20 protein-coding genes and 1 tRNA gene are annotated in these 23037 nt (G+C 71.8%); 1 reads left to right on the forward strand and 20 read right to left on the reverse strand.

Annotation, left to right across the window (positions count from 1 at the left end):
• Positions 1-135: 135 nt before the first annotated feature.
• The 20 genes from ACFVYA_RS23625 to ACFVYA_RS23720 form a co-directional block, all read right to left on the reverse strand.
• Positions 136-1359: a diguanylate cyclase gene (locus ACFVYA_RS23625; protein ID WP_387048012.1), complete on the reverse strand. Its 1224-nt coding sequence runs from the start codon at positions 1357-1359 to the stop codon at positions 136-138.
• Between the two features lie 599 nt (positions 1360-1958).
• Complete coding sequence (locus ACFVYA_RS23630) at positions 1959-2903, reverse strand: SRPBCC family protein (protein WP_387047931.1); 945 nt, start codon at positions 2901-2903, stop codon at positions 1959-1961.
• 98 nt (positions 2904-3001) lie between these two features.
• On the reverse strand, positions 3002-3856 hold the full coding sequence (locus ACFVYA_RS23635; RefSeq protein WP_387047933.1) for an FAD binding domain-containing protein: 855 nt from the start codon (positions 3854-3856) through the stop codon (positions 3002-3004).
• Positions 3853-6294, reverse strand: a complete 2442-nt coding sequence (locus ACFVYA_RS23640; protein ID WP_387047935.1) for a xanthine dehydrogenase family protein molybdopterin-binding subunit — start codon at positions 6292-6294, stop codon at positions 3853-3855. Before ACFVYA_RS23640 ends, ACFVYA_RS23635 begins: the two co-directional genes overlap by 4 nt.
• Positions 6294-6818 carry a (2Fe-2S)-binding protein gene (locus ACFVYA_RS23645; protein ID WP_360169253.1) on the reverse strand — a complete coding sequence of 175 codons (525 nt, stop codon included), beginning with the start codon at positions 6816-6818 and terminating at the stop codon, positions 6294-6296. Before ACFVYA_RS23645 ends, ACFVYA_RS23640 begins: the two co-directional genes overlap by 1 nt.
• 202 nt (positions 6819-7020) lie before the next feature.
• On the reverse strand, positions 7021-8133 hold the full coding sequence (locus tag ACFVYA_RS23650; RefSeq protein WP_387047937.1) for an XdhC family protein: 1113 nt from the start codon (positions 8131-8133) through the stop codon (positions 7021-7023).
• Positions 8126-9238, reverse strand: coding sequence for a VWA domain-containing protein (locus tag ACFVYA_RS23655; protein ID WP_387047939.1), 1113 nt, complete (start codon positions 9236-9238; stop codon positions 8126-8128). Before ACFVYA_RS23655 ends, ACFVYA_RS23650 begins: the two co-directional genes overlap by 8 nt.
• Positions 9239-9270: 32 nt before the next feature.
• Positions 9271-9347, reverse strand: a tRNA-Arg gene (locus ACFVYA_RS23660).
• A gap of 315 nt (positions 9348-9662) precedes the next feature.
• Positions 9663-11459 (reverse strand): hypothetical protein, encoded by a 1797-nt coding sequence (locus ACFVYA_RS23665; protein ID WP_387047940.1) that lies wholly within the window; start codon positions 11457-11459, stop codon positions 9663-9665.
• A 22-nt stretch (positions 11460-11481) separates the two neighbouring features.
• Positions 11482-12351, reverse strand: a complete 870-nt coding sequence (locus ACFVYA_RS23670; RefSeq protein WP_285989155.1) for a MoxR family ATPase — start codon at positions 12349-12351, stop codon at positions 11482-11484.
• An 18-nt stretch (positions 12352-12369) separates the two neighbouring features.
• Complete coding sequence (locus ACFVYA_RS23675; protein ID WP_387047942.1) at positions 12370-12990, reverse strand: NTP transferase domain-containing protein; 621 nt, start codon at positions 12988-12990, stop codon at positions 12370-12372.
• Positions 12991-13311: 321 nt separating this feature from the next.
• Positions 13312-14145, reverse strand: coding sequence for an IclR family transcriptional regulator C-terminal domain-containing protein (locus ACFVYA_RS23680; protein ID WP_387047944.1), 834 nt, complete (start codon positions 14143-14145; stop codon positions 13312-13314).
• Between the two features lie 10 nt (positions 14146-14155).
• Positions 14156-14557, reverse strand: a complete 402-nt coding sequence (pcaC, locus tag ACFVYA_RS23685; RefSeq protein ID WP_285989152.1) for a 4-carboxymuconolactone decarboxylase — start codon at positions 14555-14557, stop codon at positions 14156-14158.
• A complete protein-coding gene (gene pcaD, locus ACFVYA_RS23690) occupies positions 14554-15330 on the reverse strand; it encodes a 3-oxoadipate enol-lactonase (RefSeq protein ID WP_387047946.1) in 777 nt (258 codons plus the stop codon). Before pcaD ends, pcaC begins: the two co-directional genes overlap by 4 nt.
• A gap of 5 nt (positions 15331-15335) precedes the next feature.
• Complete coding sequence (pcaG, locus tag ACFVYA_RS23695) at positions 15336-15890, reverse strand: protocatechuate 3,4-dioxygenase subunit alpha (RefSeq protein ID WP_387047948.1); 555 nt, start codon at positions 15888-15890, stop codon at positions 15336-15338.
• Positions 15887-16624 (reverse strand): protocatechuate 3,4-dioxygenase subunit beta, encoded by a 738-nt coding sequence (gene pcaH / locus ACFVYA_RS23700; RefSeq protein WP_387047950.1) that lies wholly within the window; start codon positions 16622-16624, stop codon positions 15887-15889. The genes pcaG and pcaH overlap by 4 nt, the downstream gene beginning before the upstream one ends.
• An 11-nt stretch (positions 16625-16635) precedes the next feature.
• A complete protein-coding gene (locus tag ACFVYA_RS23705) occupies positions 16636-17817 on the reverse strand; it encodes a thiolase family protein (protein WP_387047952.1) in 1182 nt (393 codons plus the stop codon).
• Positions 17814-18572, reverse strand: a complete 759-nt coding sequence (locus ACFVYA_RS23710; RefSeq protein WP_285989147.1) for a CoA-transferase subunit beta — start codon at positions 18570-18572, stop codon at positions 17814-17816. Before ACFVYA_RS23710 ends, ACFVYA_RS23705 begins: the two co-directional genes overlap by 4 nt.
• A complete protein-coding gene (locus ACFVYA_RS23715) occupies positions 18569-19378 on the reverse strand; it encodes a CoA transferase subunit A (protein WP_387047954.1) in 810 nt (269 codons plus the stop codon). Before ACFVYA_RS23715 ends, ACFVYA_RS23710 begins: the two co-directional genes overlap by 4 nt.
• A 313-nt stretch (positions 19379-19691) precedes the next feature.
• Positions 19692-20861: an ROK family protein gene (locus tag ACFVYA_RS23720; RefSeq protein ID WP_387047955.1), complete on the reverse strand. Its 1170-nt coding sequence runs from the start codon at positions 20859-20861 to the stop codon at positions 19692-19694.
• A 76-nt stretch (positions 20862-20937) separates the two neighbouring features.
• Between ACFVYA_RS23720 and ACFVYA_RS23725 the strand changes: the two genes are divergently transcribed.
• Complete coding sequence (locus ACFVYA_RS23725) at positions 20938-23034, forward strand: alpha-galactosidase (RefSeq protein WP_387047957.1); 2097 nt, start codon at positions 20938-20940, stop codon at positions 23032-23034.
• The last annotated feature ends 3 nt before the right edge of the window (positions 23035-23037 follow it).

Genomic DNA, 23037 nt, shown 5'->3' on the forward strand with positions numbered 1-23037 from the left:
CGGTCCCTTTCCGCTTCCATCACGAGCCACCCTTCGGCCGGTCCCCCGCCTCGAGGCTTGCTTACCTCGGTGGCACCAGCCCGTGGCCCACTCCGCCCGGAGCCGCCCTCCGGGGCTTCCCGAGCCCGCCACACCTCAGACGGCGACCCGGTTCCGACCGGCCTCTTTGGCCCGGTACAGCGCCGCGTCAGCAGTGCGGAGCACGTCATCGAGGGTCGGCCCGGCGTCCGGGTGCCGCGCGACCCCGATCGACACCGAAAGGCCGCTCACCCGGACCGTCCCCGTACCCGTCGAGATCACCACGTTCAGCTCGCCCACCGCCACCCGCACCCGCTCGGCGATCGCCAGCACGTCCGCGCGGCCGATGCCCGGCAGCAGCACCACGAACTCCTCGCCGCCGAACCGGCCCACCGTGTCGCCCTGGCGCACCGAACCGGAGATCGCCACCGCGACCGCCGCCAGCACGTCGTCACCGGTCAAGTGGCCGTAGGTGTCGTTGATGCGCTTGAAGTGGTCCAGGTCGATCATCAGCACCGCGAAGCCCCCGGTGGCGCCGCGACGCTGCACCCGGGCGTGCTCGCGCGTCGCGGATTCGTGCCAGCCGGCGGTGTTGAGCAGCCCGGTCTTCTCGTCCGTGACGGCCGCGACCTGCAGCTGCTGCTTCAACAGCAGATACCGGTGCAGCAGCAGCAACGGCGCCACGACGAACACCACCAGCACGGGCTGCTCGACCAGCGCGAGGGCGGCGAGCCCGCCCAGGCAGAGGGTCGCCAGCTCGAAGGCGTTGTCCTCCCAGGTGCCGATCAGGTCGGCCGCCGAGCGCTGGCTCGTGTACAGGTAGATGCCGGCCGCGACGAGGCCGACGTTCACCAGCTCGAACACCGCGGCTGCCAGGCAGAGCGCGAACAACCCGCGCGGCGTCTGCAGGGGCGTCCCGTGCAATCCGGACACCGCGAGAACGGAGGAAGCAGCGAAACAGGAGAGCATCGCCCACGCCGTGCTCGCCACGAAGCGGTGGGCGGGCCGGGTACGGACCTGTCGCCACACTCGCACCCACAGGTGCGTGTAGAGCACGACGGCCAGCAGCGCCACCCACGCCGGCGGGAGCAGGACGACCCCGGCGAGGTACCAGACGGAAGTGACGTTGATGTGCATCTGCCCGCTCATCCACCGTCGCACCCGTTCGATGCGGCGCGACATCTCGGCTTGAGCGACGCCGAGGGCGACCAGCACGGCGAACCACCCCGGACGCACGGGCCCACCGAACCCGGTGGCCAGCGCCGTCCCGGTAGCGATAACGGCGAGCAGTTCACAGCCGAGGGCGTAGGCGATCCAGCGGGTCTTCGCACCACCCCACATCGCCCATCGCGCGGGCCACCCCGGCCAGGTGGAAAGCGCTTCCCGGCGCACGGCGACCTGGGCTCTCAAGAGCCGAGGCCGCAGACGCGACAAACCGGCATCGTGACGTACCCCTTGCGCGAAGTTCGGCCGACCAGGTAGCCCAGCGTAGCCGTTCCGGCGACCCGCGTCGCCAGTCCGGGGGAATTGCCGGCAACGCACCTGCGCAAAGACCCGCCCAAAGTAGATCAGCGCAGGTCAGCACCTCACTGAAGAATGACCATCGGGGCACGCCGGCCGCGGCGACGGCGCCACCCCGCGAAATCGCGGCTCACTCGCGCAGCGCGAACAACGGCCACCAAACCCACCCCCGCAACGGCAGCGCCACCTCGGCGACTTGCGGGCCGCGCCCTGCAAGAACCCGCGCGGAGTAGACCAGCGCAGCTCAGCGGCTGACCAACAGCCCACTCCGACAATCCATGCCGAGCAGACCGGCGCAGCTCAGCGGCCCACCAACAGACCACTCCGACAATCCATGCCGAGCAGACCGGCGCAGCTCAGCGGCTCACCAGCGGGCACCGACCCGTGGCGTCCACACGAGCCGTCCACAGGGGGCCGGCTCACTTGCGGAGTGCGCGGACGATCGCCACCAGGCCGGCCACCGCGGCGATAGCGAGCAGCACCGGGGCCACCCGCTTGAGCACCGACTTGCCCGCGTAGTCGAGCAGGTCGATCGCCTCGGTCTCCGGGGGTGCCGGGACGCTGCGCAACGCCGGGCGGTCCGCCGGCTTCGCCTTCGGCTCGGTGTTGATCTCCGGGGTGGTCGGTGCCGGCTTGGCCACCGGCTCGGACGTGGCCGTCGGCGCGTCCGGCTCCGGCACCGGCTTCGCGGCCGGTTCGGCCACCGGCTGGGCGGCCGCCGCGGCCGGGGCCGGGGCGCTCCCCTGCACCGGGGCGTTCCCGGAGCCGGCACTCTGCGCCGAGGCATCCCCAGCCGGAGCCGCCTGCGCTGCGGTCCCCTGCGCCGGAGCGCTCCCCGCCGCCGCGGCAGGGGCAGCCGCCGCCGGGGCGCTCGCGGCGGTCCCCTGCGCCGCCGTCTTCTCGGCCGCCGCAGTGGGCTCCTGCGGGGCCAGCTTGCCCGACAAGCAGCCCGCGAACGTGTCGAGGATCTTGCCGCCCACCTCGCTGATCAGCCCGCGGCCGAACTGGGCCGGCTTGCCCGTGATCGCCAGGTCGGTCGACACCGATCCGTGGGTTCCGCCGTCCGTCTCCGTCAACGTCAGCGTCACCGTTGCCGCCGCCGTGCCCGCTCCGCGGGAGTCCTTGCCCGAAGCCTTGATCGTCACCTTGCGGGCGGCTTCGTCCTTCTCGAGGAACTCACCGTTGCCCTTGTACAGCAAAGAAATCGGGCCCAGCTTGACCTTCACCGTTCCGCTGAACTTGTCGCCCTCTACCTTGGTCAGCGACGCTCCGGGCATGCACGGGGCGACGCGCTCGGGGTCGACGACCGCCTGCCAGACCTCGCCGAGCGGAGCCGGGACGGTGAATTCGTGGTCGAGCCGCACGGGCCGACCTCCTTTCTGCCGAACCTGGGGTGTCCGCACCCCACCCTAGCCGCCCCGGGGCCGCGGCTCGCCGGACGAGCGCGGCCCCCGGGCGTGCGTCAGGCTCCGGCCGCCGCCGCGATCGCGCGGCCCGTCAGCACCTCCGCGAGGTGACGGCGGTATTCGACGTCGGCGTTGCTGTCGACGGGCGGATTCGTGCCCTCCGCCGCGTGCGATGCCGCCGCGGCGATCGAGTCCGGCGAGGCCTGGACGCCGACCAGCGCCGCCTCGACACCAGTGGCCCGGACCGGTGTCGAACCCATGTTCGTCAGCGCGACACGAGCCTCCTCGATGACGCCGGCCTCGGTGCGGACGGTGACCGCGACCGCGACCATCGACCACGCCTGGGCGACCCGGTTGAACTTCTCGTAGTGCGCCCGCCACCCCGTGTGCTTGGGGACGCGGATCTCGACCAGCAGCTCGTCCGGAGCCAGCGCGGTGGTGAACAGGTCGCGGAAGAACTCCGCGGCCGGGACCGTCCGGCGCCCCGAAGGCCCGGCCACCACCAGCGACGCGTCCAGCGCCAGCACCGGCGCCAGCAGGTCGCCGGCCGGGTCGGCGTGGGCGATCGCGCCGCCGAGCGTGCCGCGGTGGCGGATCTGCGGGTCGGCCACCGTGTCCGTCGCCTCTTTGAGCAACGCCGCGTGCGAAGCCACCAAGGCGTCCCGCTGGACGTCGTAGTGCGTCGTCATCGCGCCGATCACCAGCGTGTCGCCGTCCTCGCGGACGCCGCGCAGCTCGGCCACGCGCCCGAGATCGATCAGCGTGGTCGGCGTGGCGAGCCGCATCCGCAGCACCGGCAGCAGGCTTTGCCCGCCGGCCAGCACCTTGGCGTCCTCGCCCGCCGCGGCCAGGGCCTGCACCGCTTCGTCCACTGTGGACGGGCGGACGTAGTCGAAGGGAGCCGGGATCACTGCGCACCTCCGGTGGCGTCGATGGAACCGAGGCCGCCGCCCGCTTCGCCGCGGCCGGGGCCGCCCGCGTCGGTGGTGCCGTGCTGGATGGCGTGCCACACCCGCATCGGCGTCAGCGGCATCTCGATGTCGTCGACGCCGAAGTGCCGGACGGCGTCGATCACCGCGTTGACCACCGCCGGGGTCGACGCGATGGTGCCCGCCTCGCCGACGCCCTTGGCGCCGAGCGGGTTCGTCGTCGACGGTGTCTCCGTGCGGTCGGTGGTGAACGACGGCAGGTCGGCCGCCGACGGCAGCAGGTAGTCGGCGAACGTGCCCGTGGTGAGCGTGCCGCCCTCGTCGTGCTCGGTGCCCTCGAACAGCGCCTGCGCGATGCCCTGCGCGAGCCCGCCGTGCACCTGGCCCTCGACGATCAGCGGGTTCACCGCGACGCCGACGTCGTCGACGCAGACGTACGAGCGCAGCTTGATCCGGCCCGTCTCGGTGTCCACTTCGGCGGCGCACAGGTGCGTGCCGTGCGGGAACGAGAAGTTCTCCGGGTCGAACGTGGCGTCCGAGTCGAGCGACGGCTCAACGCCGTCGGGCAGGTTGTGCGCCGCGAACACCGCGAGCGCGACGTCGCCCATCGAGGTGGACGTGTCGGTGCCCTTCACGGTGAACTTGCCGTTCGCGAACTCCAGGTCGTCCTCGGCGCATTCGAGCAGGTGCGCCGCGATCGGCTTGGCCTTGGCGATCACCTTCTCCGCGGCCTTGATGACGGCGATGCCACCGACCACCAGCGACCGCGAGCCGTAGGTGTCCATGCCCTTGTGCGACGACTGCGTGTCGCCGTGCAGGATTTCGACGTCCTCGAACGCGACGCCCAGCTGGTCGGCGACGATCTGGCTCCACGCCGTCTCGTGGCCCTGGCCGTGCGCGGACGCGCCGGTGGTCACCTCGACCTTGCCGGTGGGCAGCATCCGGATCGAGGCGTACTCCCAGCCGCCGGCGCCGTAGTCCAGCGAGCCGAGCACCCGGGACGGCGCGAGCCCGCACATCTCGGTGAACGTCGAGATGCCGATGCCGAGCTGCACCTTGTCCTTCGACGCGCGGCGCTTCTCCTGCTCGGCGCGCAGGCCGTCGTAGTCGAAGAGCTGCTTCGCCTTCTCGGTGGCGGCCTCGTAGTTGCCGGAGTCGTAGGTCAGCCCGCACACGGTCGTGAACGGGAACTCGTCGTGCTTGATCCAGTTCTTCTCGCGCAGTTCCATCGGGTCCATGCGGAGCTCGACGGCGAGCTCGTCCATGATCCGCTCGATCGCGAACGTCGCCTCCGGGCGGCCGGCGCCGCGGTAGGCGTCGGTCAGCGTCGTCGTCGTGTACACGTTGGTGCACGCGAAGTGGTACGCCGGGATCTTGTAGATCGCGTTGAACATGAACGCGCCGAGGATCGGCACACCCGGCCCGACCAGGCCGTTGTACGCGCCGAGGTTGGCGAGCAGCTCGACCTTGAGGCCGGTGACCTGGCCGTCGCGGGTCGCCGAGATGGTGATGTCCTGGATCTGGTCGCGGCCGTGGTGCGCGGCGAGCATCGTCTCCGACCGCGTCTCGTTCCACTTGACCGGCTTGCCGAGCTTCTGCGCCACGAGCAGCGACATCATCTCTTCCGGCAGCACGCCGATCTTGCCGCCGAAGCCGCCGCCGACGTCCGGGGCGATCACGCGCAGCTTGTGCTCGGGGATGCCGAGGGTCAGCGCCGACATCACGCGCAGGATGTGCGGGACCTGCGTGGCCGACCACATGGTGATCTGGGTGCTGGTCGGGTCGACGACGCAGGCGCGCGGCTCCATGAAGGCCGGGATGAGCCGCTGCTGGCGGAAGCGGCGTTTGAGCACGACCTCCGACGAGCTGATCGCGTCCTCGACGTTGCCGCCGGTGCCGGCCTCGCCGGAGTCGAACTTCCAGACCGCGCTCGTGTTGGTGCCCAGGTCCTCGTGGACCAGCGGGGCACCGTCGGCGATGGCGGCTTCCATGTCGAGGATGACCGGCAGTTCGTCGTACTCGACGTCGATCTCCTCGAGCGCGTCGTGCGCTTCGGCGGACGACCGCGCGACGACGACCGCGACGCCCTCACCGGCGAAGTTGACGGTGTCGGAGGCGAGCACCGGGCGGCGCGGCGCCTTCATGTCCGGCGTGATCGGCCACGCGCAGGGCATGCCGATCGCGCCGTCCGGGTCGAGGTCCTTCGCGGTGTAGACGGCGATGACGCCCGCCGCGTTCTTCGCCGCCGACGTGTCGATCGAGACGATCTTGGCGTGCGCGAACGGGCTGCGCAGGACGGCCATGTGCAGCAGGCCGGGCAGCGTGATGTTGTCGGTCCAGCGGGTGCGGCCGGTGATCAGCCGCTCGTCCTCCTTGCGGCGGCGGGACTTCCCGACCTCCGGTTCGATCGTGGCGGTCATCAGTCACCACCCACGCCGACGTGCTTGTTCTCGGCGATGCGCTCGGCTTCGGGCCCGGCCCCGGGGCTCATGTGCTTCGCGGCGTCGCGGACCGCGCGGACGATGTTCTGGTAGCCGGTGCAGCGGCAGAGGTTGCCCTCGAGGCCCTCGCGGACGGCCTGCTCGTCCGGGTCGGGGTTGTCGGCCAGCAGGTCGATCGACTGCATGATCATCCCCGGCGTGCAGAACCCGCACTGCAGCGCGTGGTTGTCGTGAAAAGCCTGCTGCACCGGGTGCAGCTTGCCGTCGCGGGCGAGGCCTTCGACGGTGGTGACCTCGCAGCCGTCGGCCTGCACGGCCAGCACGGAGCAGGACTTCACGCTGTGCCCGTCGAGGTGGACGGTGCAGGCGCCGCAGTTGCTGGTGTCGCAGCCGACGACGGTGCCGACCTTGCCGAGCCGCTCTCGCAGGTGGTGCACGAGGAGGGTGCGGGGTTCGACTTCGTCGGTGTACTTCGTCCCGTCGACGGTGACGGTGATGCGCATCAGGCCTCCAAAAGCCGGTTCGGGAACGGCCTGCCCGACAGTGATCGGGCTCACAGACCCGAGCGTGCTACGCGACCTTGGCGCAGACAAGGCCTGATGTCACACGTTCAACTACCTGCTCCGCAGATACCCGTCGAAGCACGACGCAACTCCGCAGGTGCGGAAGTCCGGCCGGGTGAACTTTGTGGGCCACCCGGCGTAGTCAGCCGTGGATGCGTCCCGACAGCTCCGCCAGCCGCTTCCCGCCGCCGCCCCACCGCAGCGCGATGATCTCCGCCGCGATCGACACGGCCGTCTCCTCCGGCGTGCGCGCGCCCAGGTCGAGACCGATCGGCGACGACAGCCTTTCCAGCTCCGCCTCGGTGATCCCCGCTTCGCGCAAGCGCGAGAAACGGTCGTCGTGGGTCTTGCGGGATCCCATCGCACCGACGTACCCGACGTCCAGGCGCAGCGCGACCTCCAGCAGCGGCACGTCGAACTTGGGGTCGTGGGTGAGCACCGCGATCGCCGTGCGCTGGTCGATGCGGCCGGCGTCCGCCTCCGCCCGCAGGTAGCGGTGCGGCCAGTCGACGACGACCTCGTGCGCGTCCGGGAAGCGGCTCGCGGTGGCGAACACCGGCCGCGCGTCGCACACCGTGACCTGGTAACCGAGGTAGGCGCCCATGCGCGCCATCGCGGCGGCGAAGTCGATCGCGCCGAAAACCAGGAGCCGGGGCGGCGGCTCGAAGGAGTTGACGAACACCGCCATCCCCTCGCCGCGGCGCTGCCCGTCCGGGCCGTAGTGCAGGGTGCCGGTGCGGCCGCTGGCCAGCAGGCCGCGCGCGTCGTCGGCCACCGCGTCGTCCATCCGCGACGAGCCGAGCGAGCCCGCGGTGCGGTCCGACCAGACGATCATGTGCTCGCCGACCAGGCCTTCGCGTTCGTGCTCGATGATCGTGACGACCGCGACCGGCTCGCCGCCGCGCACCGACGCGACGACCTCACCGAGCTCCGGCATCGAGTCGCGATCGACGTGCTCGACGTAGATGTCGATGATCCCGCCGCAGGTCAGGCCGACCGCGAAGGCGTCGTCGTCGGTGACGCCGTAGCGCTGCAGCACCGGCTTGCGCTCGGCCACGACTTCCCGCGCGAGTTCGTAGACCGCGCCTTCGACGCAGCCGCCGGACACGCTGCCGGCGACGGTCCCGTCCGGGGCGACGACCATCGCGGCGCCGGGCGCGCGCGGCGCCGACGAGAAGGTCGCGACCACGGTGCCGAGTCCGACCGTCTCGCCGTCGGACCAGCGGCGGAACACGTCGTCGAGTACGTCACGCATCGGAAATCTCCCCGAGCAGTCGTTCCAAGGTGGCCAGGGTGTGCCCGGCCAGGAGCCGGTCGATGTGGGGCAGCGCGGCCACGATGCCCGACTGGACCGGAGCGTAGCCCGCACGGCCGGCGTGCGGATTCACCCAGAATACGGCGTGTGCGAGCCGGCGCAGCTGCGCGAGCTGCTCGCCGAGCAAGCGGGTGTCACCGCGCTCCCAGCCGTCGGAGAACACCGTGACCACGGCGCGGCGCGCCACCCCGCGCCGGCCCCAGCGATCGAGGAACGCCTGGAGCGTCTCGCCGAGCCGGGTCCCGCCGGCGAAGTCCGGCACGGCCGAGCCTGCCGCGAGCATCGCGCGTTCGGGATCGCGCTGCCGCAGCTGGCGCGACACTCTCGTCAGCCGTGTGCCGAGGGTGAACACCTCGACGGACGGCGGCGCGGCCCGCGTCACGACGTGGGCGAACCGCAGCAGGGCGTCGGCGTACGGGCTCATCGAGCCGGAGACGTCGATGAGCAGCACCACCCGCCGCGGCCGGCTGCCGCGGCGGGCGCGCACGAGCTTGAGGGGCTCGCCGCCGCTGGCCAGCATGGCGCGCAGCGTGCGCGACGGGTCGAGGCGGCCCCGCCGGGACGGGGTCCGCCGGGCGGCCGGGCGCCGCGGGAGCACCGGCTTCAGGGTGGCCAGCAGCTCGCGGAGGTGTTCGCGTTCGGCGGTGGTCAGCTCGGCGAGGTCGCGATGGCGCAGGACTTCGTGGGCGCTGGCGGCGACTTTCAGCTGGTCGTGGCCCTCCCCGCCCTCGGCGTCCGCGCCTTCGGCCGCGCCCAGCGGGGCGATCCTGGCCTTCTTGGGCGCGGCCGACGTCGCGCGGCGCGCAGAGGGGGTTTCGATCGAAAACCACTGGCTGAAGGCTTCTTCGTAGCACGGGAGGTCGTCGGGGCTCGAGCAGAGGGTGAGCCGCCCCGCCCAGTACAGCCGGGTCGGCTCGGCGACGTCGATCTCGGCGACGGCGGTGAGGTACGCCTGCACGCGGTGCGCGTCGCAGGCGACACCGGCTTCGCGCAACGCGGCGGCGAACCCGGCGTACCCCGCTACCGGATCGGAGACCGTGGTCATGTCTCCATTGTGCGCTCGTTTGCCCGGCTGTGTGGCGTCCCGGCGAGGACTCGAACCTCGGACCTCGGCGTTCGTAGCGCCGCGCTCTGTCCTGCTGAGCTACCGGGACAAGGGCGGTCTGCGCACACGCCCCTCCCCGGACGGGCGCGCAGACCGCGCTCTTCGCCGCGGCCGACCCAAGGTAGCGGCGGGTGGGCGCGAAGAGCTTTTCGGAAAGAAAAGGAATTTCAGCGAACGACGCGGGAGATCGCGCCGCATCGGTTCCGGTCTTGCCGTCGGGGCACGATCTCCTCCTCTCGGTGTGGCGTGCTGTCCTGTGGTGAAAAGAAGGATGCCTCAGTCCGCCGGGAGCGGCAACGCAATTAAAAACGCCCACCTCGGCGGTCCTTTGTGGACCATCGAGGCGGGCGCGCCGTTTTCGGAGTCAGGCAGCGGCCTTGAAGCCGGGCTGGATGTTCGCGCAGCCACGCAGCCCGGCCCCCTTGTTCAGCTCCAGGAGCGGCGGCAGGGTCTGCTGGGTGTAGGCCTTGAGTTCCGCGAGCTTCGCGTCGTCGATCAGGTCGCGGCGGACGTGGTAGCTGACCCAGTTGCGCGAATCGACGGTCAGGTTGCCGATCGGCGGGTGGACGAAGATCGTCGCGTATTCGCGCTCGAACCGCGGGTCCTGGTCGAAGCCCAGTGTGGTGATCCACGAACCGATGAACGTCACCAGCTCCGGCTTGGCCTGGTTGAACACGTAGTTGCGGACGCCGGTCACGTCGGACTCGTGCAGGTAGTCGGCGACCTGCTTGTCGCCGAGGCCGGCCAGGTCGAGCACCCGGATGCGGCTGCCCAGCGACGTCCCGCCGAGGTCGATCAGGCCGACCTGGGCGGAATCGGGCAGCTTCAGGATGTCCGCGAGGCCGTTGATGGTCCGGGCGTCGCGCTCGGCGACGATGCACATCGCCGTCTTGACGTTGGCGCGGTAGGACCCGCCCTGGTCACGGAGCCCGCTCACCGAGCTGACCAGCGCCACCACGAGCAGGCACGCGAGCGCGATCCGGCCGCGCAGGCGGGCCGCGGCGAGCGCCTCGACGACCACGATCGCGCCGCCGAACGCGCCGAGCGTCCAGACCGGGGTGGCGAAGCGCAGCTGCCCCATCCAGTCGAACTCGAGGACGATGTAGGCGACCACGGTGAGCCCGAACGGCACCATCAGGGCGATCAGCCCGGTGCGCAGGCGCGACGGGCGGACCAGCAGCATCACCAGGCACGCGACCGCGACCGCGACGACCAGCCAGCCCACGTAGGAGACGATCTCACCGGGCCGGGCGAGGTCCTCGACCGTCGGCGGCTCCTGCCCCTTCGCGACGGCGGTGTTCGGGACCAGGCGGCCGAATTCGACCCAGCGGAAGACCAGGTAGGCGCCGTACGGGACGGCGAAGCCGGCGACGGAGAGGACGACCGCGCGGACGCTGCGGCCGAGCAGCTCCCGCTTGAGGAACAGCAGGACGACGATCGGGTACGCGCCGGCGTAGATGATCCCGTCGGGCCGGGTCAGCGCGGCGAGCATGGCGATCAGCCCGGTGCCGAGGGCGATCTGGGTGTCGAGGAGCCGGCCGCTGTGGACCGCGCGGACGATCACCACCGCGAGCGCGGCGACGGTGAGCGCGTAGAAGGAGTTCTCCAGTCCGGAAAAGCACCAGATGACGAACGACGGGATCGCGGCGAGCGCGGCCCCGGCGATGAAGGTGATCAGCGCCGGGCGGCGGCTGAGCACCTTGGCACCGAAGTAGAACAGCACGAGGATGGCGGCACAGCAGGCCAGCGCGAGCGCCTTCGGGAAGAGGATCTGGTCGGAGACGCCGAAGAGCGTGCCGTGGTCGAACAGGCCGACGAGCTTGCCGAGCGCGAGCAGGATCATCCAGGTCGGGTTGGAGTACCCCTCGACCGGCGCGGCGCCGGGCTGGAGCACCGGCCCGAAGCCGTCGGCGACGTTGCGCGAGTAGGCGAACGTGATGGCCGCGTCGTCGATCAGCCAGTGACCGTAGAGGGAGGCGTGCACGGCGATCAGCGCGGTGCCCCCGAGTACCGCGGCCACGGCGGCGAGCTTCCCCCGCCAGGTCCGCCCGGCGGTCGCCGGCCCGGCCGGCCCCGGCCGATCGGGCTCCGATTCGGACGGCGGCCTCGTCTCCGTCGTCTCCGCCACGCTCATCCGCAGGTTCTCCCTCGCTTCGACCACACCCCGTCCCCGACCCGGGCGGTCAGGCGAACAAGGCGTCGAGTTTCGCCCGGACCCGGTCGAGGTCTTCGCTGTATTTCAGGACGGCTCCGAGCGTTCGTGCCGCCGTTGCCGCGTCCAGCTCGTCACGCTGAAGTGTCAATAGAGCGCGCGCCCAATCGAGCGACTCCGCTACTCCCGGCGGTTTCAGCAGGTCCATTTCCCGGAGCCGATGCACCGCTTCAGCGATTTGCCGAGCCAGAGCTTCACTTACCCGCGGGATCCTACGGCGCAGGATTTCGACCTCCCGCACCAGGCCCGGGTGTTCGAGCCAGTGGTAGAGGCAGCGGCGTTTGAGCGCGTCGTGCACCTCGCGGGTCCGGTTGGAGGTGAGGACCACCAGCGGGGGATGCTCGGCGCGGACTTCGCCGTACTCGGGGATGGTCACGGCGTGTTCGTCGAGCAACTGCAGGAGAAAGGCTTCGAACTCGTCGTCGGCGCGGTCGATCTCGTCGATCAGCAGGACGCACGGCGCGGTGATCAGGGCCTGCAACAGTGGCCGGGCCAGCAGGAACCGCTCGGTGTAGAGCGAGCGCTCCGCGGCCTCGACGTCGAGGTGCCCCTCCCCGGCCGCCTCGAGCGCGCGCAGGTGCAGGAGCTGGCGCGGGAAGTCCCATTCGTAGAGGGCTTGGGCGGCGTCGATGCCTTCGTGGCACTGGAGGCGGATCAGCGGCCGCTCCAGCGCGGTGGCCAGGGCCATGGCCAGTGACGTCTTGCCGGTGCCGGGCTCGCCCTCGCAGAAGAGCGGGCGGCCCATCCGCAGGGCGAGGAAGCCGGCGGTCGCCAGCCCGTCATCGGCGAGGTAACCGGTCGCCTCGAGGGCGGCGGCGAGTTCTTCGGGCGAGTCCGTCACGCTGTCGATCGTAGGTCTTCACGCGGGACCCGCCAGATCACCGGGGCGGTCGACGTCTCGGCCACTGCCGAGGTCACCGCACTCGATCAGGGCGAGGTCGGCACGGGTGGCGAGCCAATCCCGCGCCCCGCGATCACCCCGGGCGGCGCCGGCGACCTCGCCCCACCAGCGCCGGCCGAGCAGCACGGGGTGGCCGGGAACGCCGTCGTAGGCCGCGCGGGCCACGGTTTCGGCGGAGGCGTGGGCGGTGACGCGGGCGATGATGTCGGGGCCCACCCAGGGGAGATCGACGAGGTGGACGAGCGCGGCGACGGGCTGGTCGGTGTGTTCGGTGTGTTCGGTGTGTTCGGTTCGCCGGAGCGAGGCCAGACCGGCGCGCAGGGAGGCGCCCATGCCGGTCGCCCAGTCTTCGGCAGTGACGGTTTGGGCGGGATCGGGCAGAAGGGCCCGGACTTGATCGGCGGAGGCCCCGACAACGACCCGCACGGGATCGCACCCGGCCGCGGCGAGGGTGCGGAGGGCACGGAGGACGAGCGGTTCGCCGTCGAGCTGCGCGAGGGCTTTCGGGCCGCCGAAGCGACGACCGGCACCGGCGGCGAGCAGGAGACCGGCGACCGGCCGAGGAGAAGGGCCGGTCATGAGGAGGAGCCTGCCGCGGCGGCGGTCAGGGTAGGTGCGGTCGGGCCAGCCGCGGGCGGTGGTGGAGGTGTGGGTGGTAGGGCTGATGCTTGGTCGGTTGGGGGTGGAGTGCGGGTCAGCAGCTCGGCCACCCGCGCCGCCGGCTGCCGCGCGACGGGCTTCGGCGTGGTCGCCGCCGGCTGGCCGATCCGCACCGCCTGCTGCTGCCCGACGGGGTTCGGCATCGTCGCCGGGCTGCCCAGTCGTATCTCCGGGCGCCGTGCGGTGGGCGTCGGCCGTGGGGTTGGGTGCTCGGGCGCGGGCGCCTTGTGGGGCGGCCGGTCAGCCACGGGCGTGGTCCGGGGCTCCGACCGCCAGGTCCGCTTCGATGGCGCGGGCCGTCTCCAGCAGGGGTGGGAGCAGCTCTCTCTGCACCGACTCTGCCGTTGTGCGGCTTGCGTGAGTTGACAGGTTGACCGCTGCCACTACCCGGCCCGTTCGGCCGCGGATCGGGGCCGCCACCGATCGGAGGCCTTCCTCCAGCTCCTGGTCCACCATCGCCCAGCCCTGGTCGGCTACCTTGGCCAGCTCCGTGCGCAGGTGGCCGGGGGCCGTCAGCGTGTGGTCCGTCAGGCGGTCCAGGCTCGCCACCAGGAAGTACTGCTCCAGCTCCGCCTCGCTGAGCCCCGCGAGCAGGACGTGACCCATCGATGTCGCGTACGCCGGGAAACGGGTGCCCACGTTGATGCTCACCGTCATGATCCGGGAGACCGCCACCCGCGCCACGTACACGATGTCGGTGCCCTCCAGCACCGAGACCGAGCTCGACTCGTGGACGCCCGTGGACAGGTGCTCCAGGTGCGGCTGGGCCACCTCCGGCAGCGTCATGCTCGACAGATACGCGTAGCCCAGCTCCAGCACCCGGGCCGTCAGCGAAAAGTACTTGCCGTCGGTGCGGACGTAGCCCAAGTCGGCCAGAGTGAGGAGGAACCTTCGCGCCGCTGCGCGCGTCAGGCCCGTCGCGCGGGCCACGTCGCTCAACGTCAGCTCGGACGCGCCCGCGTGGAAGGCCTTGATCACGGCCAGCCCGCGCTCCAGCGACTGCACGTGGTGGGCACCGCGGTGCGCCGGTTCGCTGTCCAGCCGGACGTCGAACGGCGGCCTCGTCACGTCCATGCCCGGCACCCTATCCGGCGTCGGCGGGCAGGGCGCTCGGCTCGCCGAGCTCGGCCAGGGTGCGCTGGGCGATGGCGAACGCCGCGTTCGCCGCCGGTGCTCCGGCGTAGACCGCGGTGTGCAGCAGGACTTCGCTGATCTCCGCCGCCGTCAGGCCGTTGCGGACCGCCGCCCGGACGTGCATCGCCAGCTCGTTGTGCGCCTGCAGCGCCGTCAGCGCCGCCAGCGTCACGCAGCTGCGGGTGCGGCGGTCCAGGCCGTCGCGGGCCCACACCGAACCCCACGCGCCCTCGGTGATGTAGTCCTGGAACGGGCGGCTGAAGTCCGTGGTGCCCGCGACCGCGCGGTCGACGTGCTCGTCGCCGAGCACCTCGCGCCGCACCTTCATGCCCTGCTCGTGGCGGTCCGTCACGCTCGCTCCAAGTGGTCCAGGATCAGCCGGGTGAACTCCGCCGGCTGTTCGAAGTTGCCCAGGTGCGCGGCGTTCGCCACGACCTCCAGCCGCGCGCCCGGGATGCCCTCGGCGATCGGCCGCGCGTGCTCGTCCGGGGACGTGGCCGGGTCGTCGGCACCCGCGATCACCAGGGTCGGCGCGGAGATCTTCGGCAGGGAGTCGAGCTGGTCCATCCGCTCGATCGCGCCGCAGCAGGCCGCGTAACCCTCGGCCGGGACCGCCGCGACCATCGCGCGGAGGAACTCGGCCCGCTCCGGGTGCCGCTCGATGTACCCCGGGGTCAGCCAGCGTTGCACGGCCGCCTCGGCCACCGCCGCGGTGCCCTCGGCGCGGACCGTGCGAGCCCGCTCCACCCACATCGACGGCGGCCCGAGCTTCGCGGACGTGCAGCACAACACCAGGCTCGCGACCCGATCCGGCGCGTGGACCCCGAGCCACATCCCCGTCATGCCGCCGAGCGACAGGCCCACGAGGTGGGCCTGCTCGACGCCGAGCTCGTCGAGCAGCGCCAGGACGTCGGTGCCCAGGTCGCCGAGCTCGTAGGGCCCCGGCGGCACCGGCGACGCGCCGTGCCCGCGCGCGTCGTAGCGGACCACCCGGAACCCGCGCTCCACCAGCGGCGCGACCTGGGGTTCCCACATCCGCAGGTCGCTGCCGAGCGACCCGCCGAACACGACCACCGGCCCGTCCCCCGGTCCGTCCACGACCCGGTGCAGCTTCACGGCACTCACGGGCCTCACACCCGGAAGAAGACGGTCTCGCCGTCCCCCTGCAGCCGCACCTCGAAGCGGTAGCCGTCGCCGGTCTTCGCCGCGATCAGCGTGCCGCGCCGCTGCTCCGGCACCGTCGCCAGCACCGGGTCGCCCGCGTTGTCCTGGTCTTCGAAGTAGATCCGCGTGACGACCCGGTGGAGCAGGCCGCGCGCGAACACCGAGACGTCGATGTGCCGCGCCTGCGGGGTGCCGCCCTCGCCGGGGACGACGCCCGGGAGCAGGGTGAGGATCCCGTAGGTGCCGTCGGTCTCCGTCGGGCAGCGGCCGAAGCCGCGGAACTCGCCGTTCGCCGCGCCGCGCGGGTCGTCCGGGTGGCGGAAGCCGCCGTCCGGGTCGGCCTGCCACGTCTCGATCATGGCGTCCGGGACCGGGTCGCCGTTGCCGTCGCGGACGGTCCCGCGGATCCAGAACGCGCCCGGCGTGCCCTCGGGCACGACGTGCGGGCCGTCGGGCCAGGGCAGCCCGATCGACAGGTACGGGCCGACGGTCTGCGAAGGGGTCGGAAGCAGCTTGGTCATTCGTCTTCGTCCTCTTCCTCTTCGAACACCGACGCGTCGCGCCCGCGCAGCACGATGTCGAACTGGAACCCGAGCGCCCACTCGGCCTGCGTGATGTCGTGGTCGTAGCGCGACACCATCCGCTGCCGGGCCTTCTCGTCCGGGATCGAGTTGAAGATCGGGTCCTGGGAGAACAGCGGGTCGTCCGGGAAGTACATCTGGGTGACCAGCCGCTGGGTGAACGCCGAGCCGAACACCGAGAAGTGGATGTGCGCCGGGCGCCAGGCGTTGTCGTGGTTCTTCCACGGGTAGGCGCCGGGTTTGATGGTGGTGAAGGTGTAGCGGCCGTCGCTGTCGGTCAGGGTGCGGCCGACGCCGTCGAAGTTCGGGTCGAGCGGGGACGGCCAGCGGTCGCCGGTGTGCCGGTAGCGGCCGCCCGCGTTCGCCTGCCAGATCTCCACGAGCGAATCGCGCACCGGGCGGCCTTCGCCGTCGAGGAGCCGTCCGGTGACGATGATGCGCTGGCCCTGCGGTTCGCCGGCGTGCTGCCGGGTGAGGTCGTTGTCGTGCTCGCCGAGGCGGCCGCGCCCGAGCAGCGGGCCGGTGACCTCGGTCAGCATCTGCGGGAGCAGGACGAGGTCCTGCTTCGGGTGCCGCAGCGCCGTGGAGCGGTAGCCGCTGGAGTCGAGGGGCGGGTGGGTGCCTTCGGGGTCTTCCCCGTAGCGCGGCAGCCGGAATTCGGTCGGAGTGGCCACGTTTCTCTCCCTTATCGACCTTCGAGGACGACGGCCAGCCCCTGGCCGACGCCGATGCAGATGGCAGCCAGGCCCCAGCCACCGCCGCGGCGGTGCAGGTCGTGCGCCAAGGTGCCGAGGATCCGGCCGCCGGACGCGCCGAGCGGGTGCCCGATGGCGATCGCGCCGCCGTGGGTGTTCACGATCTCCGGGTCGAGGTCCTTCCAGTCGCGCAGGCAGGCCAGCGACTGCGCGGCGAACGCCTCGTTGAGCTCGACCGCGGCCAGGTCGTCCCAGCCGATGCCGGCACGTTCGAGGGCGATCTCCGCCGCGCGCACCGGGCCGATGCCGAAGACGTCCGGGTCGACGCCGGCCGCGCCGCGGCCGGCGATCCGGGCGAGCGGGGCCTTGCCCAGGCGGCTCGCGGCCGCCTCGTCGCCGAGGAGGAGGGCCGAGGCGCCGTCGTTCAGCGGGGAGGCGTTGCCCGCGGTGACGGTGCTGTTTTCCTTGCGGAACACGGGCTTCAGCTTGGCGAGCTTCTCGGGGCTGGAGTCCGGGCGGATGCCTTCGTCGCGGGCCAGGTCGACGCCCTCGACCGGGACGACCAGGTCGTCGTAGAAGCCCTCGTCCCACGCCTTGGCGGCGTTGACGTGGCTGCGGGCGGCGAAGGCGTCCTGCTCGTCGCGGCCGATTCCGTAGCGCTCGGCGAGCTGCTCGGTGGACTCGCCGAGGGAGATCGTCCACTGCGAGGGCATCGCCGGGTTGACCATGCGCCAGCCGAGCGCGGTGTTGTACAGGGTCTGGTTGCCCGTGGGGAACGCCTTCTCCGGCTTCGGCATGACCAGCGGCGAGCGGGTCATGGACTCGACGCCGCCGGCGACGACGAGGGAGGCGTCGCCGGTCTGGATCGCGCGGCTGGCCTGGATGGCCGCGTCGAGGCCGGAGCCGCAGAGGCGGTTGACCGTGCTGCCGGGGACGGTCGTGGGCCAGCCGGCGAGGAGAGCGGCCATGCGGGCGACGTTGCGGTTGTCCTCGCCCGCACCGTTCGCGTCACCGAGGGTGACTTCGTCCACTGTGGACGGGTCGAGGTCGTTGCGCTGTGCCAGAGCGCGCAGGACTCCGGCGGCGAGGTCGTCGGGGCGGACGCCGGCCAGCGCGCCGCCGTAGCGGCCGAACGGGGTGCGGATCGCGTCGAGGATGTAGACGTCGGTCATGCGCTTGCCTTCTCCAGGTCTCGCAGGAGGGTCAGCTCCTGCTCCGTGGGCGCCGGGGTGGTCTCGAGGTCGTCGGCCACCTTCAGTTTCCACCCCGTGGCCGCAATGGCGCTGTCGAGGTCCACGCCGGGGTGGAGCTGCGTCAGGGTGAGCTCCGCGGTCTCGGGGTCGGGACGCAGCAGGCCCAGGTCCGTCACCACCAGTGTCGGGCCTTGGCCGGGGAGGCCGAGCTTCTCGCGGTCGCCCTTGCCGGTTCCGTGGCCGAACGACGTCACGAAGTCGACCTTCTCCACGAAAGCCCTGGGGTTCTGGCGCAGGACGATGAACACCTCGCCACACGAGGCCGCGATCTCCGGGGCGCCGCCCGCGCCCGGCAGCCTGACCTTCGGGTCGTGGTAGTCCGAGCCGATCACCGTCGTGTTGATGTTGCCGAACTTGTCCAGCTGGGCCGCACCCAGGAAACCCACGTCGATGCGGCCGGGCTGGAGCCAGTAGTTGAACACCTCCGGCACGCTGATCACCGCGTCCGCCGTGTCGGCCAGCTCGCCGTCGCCGATGGACAGCGGCAGGCGGGACGGCTTCGCGCCCAGGCAGCCGGATTCGTAGATCAGCGTCAGGTTCGGCGCGTGCGCGCGGCGGGCGAGGTTCGCCGCCTTGCTCGGCAGGCCGATGCCGACGAAGCAGGACATGCCGTCGCCGAGGGCGCGGGCCGCCGCCACGCTCATCATCTCGTCGGAGGAGTACTGGGCACTCATGCCGTCACCCCGGTCAGCTCGTTCAGCCACTTCGTGAACTCTTCGCGGTCGCTCCCGATCTTGTCCCAGGCCTGGTACGCCGAGTTGTCCCGCTCGTAGTAGCCCGCCGCGTACGACGGCTTCGCGCCGCCCGGGACCTCCGCCACCGCCGTGACCACCCACGCCGGGAGCACGACCGCGCCCGGGCGGGGCGCCAGTTCGTCGACGATCTCCTCGACCGTCACCAGAGACCGCTTCGCCGCCAGTACCGCTTCCTTCTGGACGCCGGTGATGCCCCACATCTGGACGTTGCCGGAGCGGTCGGCGCGCTGGGCGTGGACGATCGAGACGTCCGGGTTCAGCGCCGGGACCGCCGTCAGCTTCTCGCCGGTGAACGGGCAGGTGATCGGCTTGATCGTGGCGGTCTGCGCCGGGAGGTCGGTGCCGGTGTAGCCGCGCAGCACCGCGAACGGCAGGCCGGACGCGCCGGCGACGTACCGGTTCGCCATGCCGGCGTGGCTGTGTTCCTCGATTTCCAGCGGCACCGGCCACTCGTGCTGGACGGCGTCGCGGAAGCGGTGCAGCGAGCCGACGCCCGGGTTGCCGCCCCAGGAAAAGATCAGCTTGCGCGCGCAGCCCGCCCCGATGAGCTGGTCGTACACGATGTCGGGGGTCATCCGCACCAAAGTGAGATCCCGGCGGCGCTGCCGGATGATCTCCTGCCCGGCCGCGACCGGGATGAGGTGCGTGAACCCTTCGAGCGCGACGGTGTCGCCGTCGTGCACCAGCCGGGCCACGGCCTCCTCCAGTGACAGCAGCTCTGCCATCCCACGCTCCGAATCCGTTCGCATCACGCACACTCGTTCTGTCACCGAACATAGCACGGCGAACGGTGGCCCGACCAGACGTCTTCCACCCAATGGATGACGCACGCACGGCGAAGGGGACTTTTCTCGCGACAGCCGCGGGAAAAGTCCCCTTCGAAAGCAGCGCTCAGCCGATCCGGACCAACCTCGAGCCGTGGGACGGCACGGTGGACCGCCTGCTGCGTCCCGGATTTGCCGTACGCGTGGTACCACTGCCGCAGCGTGGTCTTCGCCCCCGAAGAGGCGCTCTTTCATGGGCTCACGAGGTGTCTCGTTAGACGCTGTCGGACGCGAAAAGGCTCTGGACGGCGACGGCGGCGGCGCCCCGGGCCCACTCCTCGAACGGCAGGGGCCGGATGACCAGACCGCACCGGGCGGCGCTGGCGAACGCCTGGACCGCGAAGGTCCGGCGGATCTGCTCCTCGAACAGGTCGTAGGTGGCGACGCCCTCACCCGAGACCACCACCCGTTCCGGGCCGAACAGGTTGACCAGCGCGGCCAGCCCCAGGCCGATCGCGTGGCCCGCGGCGGCGAAGACCTCCCGCAGCGGCTCGTCGCCGCCACGAGCGCGTGTCACGGCGTCGTCCATCGACAGCGCGGGTTCGCCGGTGACCTGCCGGGCGCGCGTCAGGATCGCTTCGGTGGACGCGATCGCCTCGACGCAGCCCTGGCCACCGCAGTGGCACGGCGGCCCGTCGTCGGCGACCGGGACGTGCCCGATCTCGCCCGCGACGCCGTGGGCGCCACGGACCAGACCGCCGTTCACGACCAGCGCGCTGCCGATCCCCGTCCCCACGGTGACCAGCGCGAACGACGACGCGCCGACCCCTTCGCCGAACCACTGCTCGGCGACGGCGAGGGCCTTGACGTCGTTTTCCAAAGTCACCGCGAGCCCCGTGGCCGCTTCAAGGAGTGAAGCCAGGGGAACATCCCGCCAGCCGAGGAACGGCGAGTACCGGACGACGCCGGACGCTCGGTCGACGTCGCCGGACACCGCGACACCCAGGCAGTAGGCGCGCTCGCGGAGGTCGCCGGTCAGCAGCTCGCCGACGAGGTCGGCCAGCGCCTGCACGACGTGGCCGACGTCGTGGCTGGTCAGGGCGTGGCGGGCGCTGGCCCGGACGTCGGCGCGCAGGTCGGTGACCACGCCGATCAGGTCGTCGCCGGTGATCTTGACGCCGACGAAGTACTCGCGGTCCGGGCGGATCGCGAGGGGGTTCGCCGGACGTCCCGCACCCGGCGCGGTGCGGCCGCCGGAGGCGAGTTCTTCGAGGTAACCGGCTTCGATGAAGGGCCGGGCGGCCTTGGTGACCGCCGCCGAGGAGAGCCCGGTGCGGCGGGCGACGTCGACGCGCGAAACCGGCCCTTCGGTGAGGACCGTGGTGAACACGGTCCCGGCCGCGGGGCTGGTGATTGGCGCCCTTGCCGGTGCACTGCGAGGCATGGCCGGAAGGCTAGGCAGCATTAATTAACTTCGTCAAGAATTTATTTCTGAGCTGGTCAGCTCTACGCTGTCGGGCATGTCGCTCGTCGAACACGACCCCGCGCACCGGCTCTGGCTGCTGCACACCCGCGAGAGCTCGTACGCCCTCCGGCTGGACGCCGACGACCGCCCGCGGCACGTCCACTGGGGCCCGCCGCTGACGCTGGCCCAGGCCACACAGGTCGCCGCGCGCCGCAATCCGGCCGACAGCAGCTTCGACGAGCCCGGCGACGAGCGGCAGGAGCTCCCGGCCGAGGGCGGCGCGTTCTTCGGCGTCGCGGCACTGGCCGTCCGGTACGCCGACGGCACTTCGGCGCTCGAGTGGCGCTACGACGGCTTCGCGCTCGAAGACGACACGCTCGTCGTGCGGCTCACCGACCGGCACTACCCGCTGGAGCTGTCCCTGCACTACCGCGTCCGCGGCGACGTCGTCGAGCGCTGGACGTCGCTGCGGCACACCGGTCCGGAAGCGCCCATTGCGTTGCTGCGCACGGATTCCGCGTCGTGGACGCTCCCCCGGCGCGACGGCGCGCGGCTGAGCCGGACGTCCGGCGCGTGGAGCGCCGAGTACGGCGTGCTGCGGGAACCACTGCCGGTCGGCGAGACCACGCTCACCAGCCGTCGCGGCGCCTCCAGCCACCAGGTCAACCCGTGGGTGATGCTCGACGCGGGCGACGCGACCGAGACCGCCGGCGAGGTGTGGAGCAGCGCGCTGGCGTGGAGCGGGAGCTGGCGGATCACCGTGGAGCGCACGCACACCGGCCGCGTCACGTGGACCGGCGGGTTCGGGCACGAGCACGTCACCTGGCGGCTGCAGCCCGGCGAGACGTGGGAGACGCCGGTCTTCGCCGGGCTCTACACGGCCGACGGCTTCGGCGGCACCAGCCGGCGCTGGCACTCCTACGTCCGCGAGTTCGTCCAGCCGCACCCGGGCGAGCTGCGGCCGGTCGTCTACAACTCCTGGGAGGCGACCGGCTGGGACGTCGACGAACAGACCGAAACCGAGCTGGCCGCGGCGGCCGCGCGCCTCGGGGCGGAACTGTTCGTCATGGACGACGGCTGGTTCGGCGCCCGCACCGGCGACTCGGCCGGGCTCGGCGACTGGATCGCCAACGAACGGCGCTTCCCGGCCGGGCTGGGGCCGCTGGTCGAGGCGGTCCACGCGCACGGGATGCGGTTCGGGCTGTGGGTCGAGCCGGAGATGGTCAACCCGGACAGCGACCTCTACCGCGCGCACCCGGACTGGGTGCTGCACATGGCCAACCGCTCGCGGACGACGTTGCGCAACCAGCTGGTCCTGAACTTCGCGCGGCCGGAGGTCGCGGACTGGGCCCACAAGTGGCTCGACGGTCTGGTCGGCGAGCACGGCATCGACTACCTCAAGTGGGACATGAACCGCGCGTTCACCGAGGCGGGCTGGCCCGAAGCCGGTCCGGACGCGCAGCGGCTGTGGGTCGGCCACGTGCGGGCGGTGTACGCGATCCTGGACCGGCTGCGTGCCGACCACCCGGACCTGCGGATCCAGGGGTGCGCGGGCGGCGGCGGGCGCACCGACCTGGGAATCCTCGCGCGCACCGACGAGATCTGGGCGTCGGACAACACCGACGCCGCCGACCGGATCACCATCCAGCACGGCTACGGCCAGCTCTACCCGGCCGGCACGATGTCGGCCTGGGTGACCGACAGCCCGAACCCGGCGACGAAGCGGGAAGCGCCGCTGAGCTTCCGGTTCCACGTGGCGATGGCGGGCGTGCTCGGCCTGGGCGGTGACCTGCCGCGCTGGACGCCGGACGAACTCGCCGAAGCGGCGTCGCTCGTGGCGCTGTACAAGGAGATCCGGCCCGTCGTGCAGCACGGCACGCTGTACCGGCTGGCGGATCCGGCGGTCTCCGCGCTGACGGCGGTGCAGTACGTGCTCGGCGACGAGGTGGTCCTCTTCTTCTGGCGGCGGCCCACGGAGTTCGCTCGGCCGTTCACCCCGCCGCGGCCGGCGGGCCTGGATCCGGCCGGGCGCTACCGCGACCAGGACGGCGTCGTGCACCACGGGGCGGTGTTGCTGAGCCACGGCCTGGACGTCGATCTGCCCGGCAGCGGGTACGCGAGCGCGGTGGTGCGGCTGGCGCGGGTGGGCTGAATC

It is taken from the genome of Amycolatopsis sp. NPDC058278, from assembly GCF_042881395.1.
In the GTDB taxonomy this organism is placed as follows: domain Bacteria; phylum Actinomycetota; class Actinomycetes; order Mycobacteriales; family Pseudonocardiaceae; genus Amycolatopsis.